Raw genomic sequence first — 360 nt, forward strand, 5'->3', positions numbered from 1 at the left:
GTCCGGGGTCCCCTTCGTCTAGAGGCCTAGGACACCGCCCTTTCACGGCGGTAACAGGGGTTCGAATCCCCTAGGGGACGCCACATATTTTGTGTCACTGACTTCGGTTGCTGATGCAGATTGTTATCCGCCAATAGGCCGGTGGGTAGCAAGCACAAGATTTGGGCGATTAGCTCAGTTGGGAGAGCACCTGCCTTACAAGCAGGGGGTCACTGGTTCAAGCCCAGTATCGCCCACCAAATCTTTACACTCTTGTCGTCGGAGTTTAAACGATGGTCCGGGGTCCCCTTCGTCTAGAGGCCTAGGACACCGCCCTTTCACGGCGGTAACAGGGGTTCGAATCCCCTAGGGGACGCCACA

General features: G+C 56.9%; 3 tRNA genes. All 3 read left to right on the plus strand.

Annotated elements, in window-relative coordinates:
* Positions 1 to 7 precede the first annotated feature (7 nt).
* The 3 genes from Q0796_RS18185 (at position 8) to Q0796_RS18195 (ending at position 358) form a co-directional block, all read left to right on the plus strand.
* A tRNA-Glu gene (locus Q0796_RS18185) sits at positions 8 to 83 on the plus strand.
* An 80-nt stretch (positions 84 to 163) separates the two neighbouring features.
* Positions 164 to 239 (plus strand) — tRNA-Val (locus Q0796_RS18190).
* A 43-nt stretch (positions 240 to 282) separates the two neighbouring features.
* Positions 283 to 358 (plus strand) — tRNA-Glu (locus tag Q0796_RS18195).
* Positions 359 to 360: the final 2 nt, after the last annotated feature.

Source organism: uncultured Ferrimonas sp. (assembly GCF_947489035.1).
In the GTDB taxonomy this organism is placed as follows: domain Bacteria; phylum Pseudomonadota; class Gammaproteobacteria; order Enterobacterales; family Shewanellaceae; genus Ferrimonas.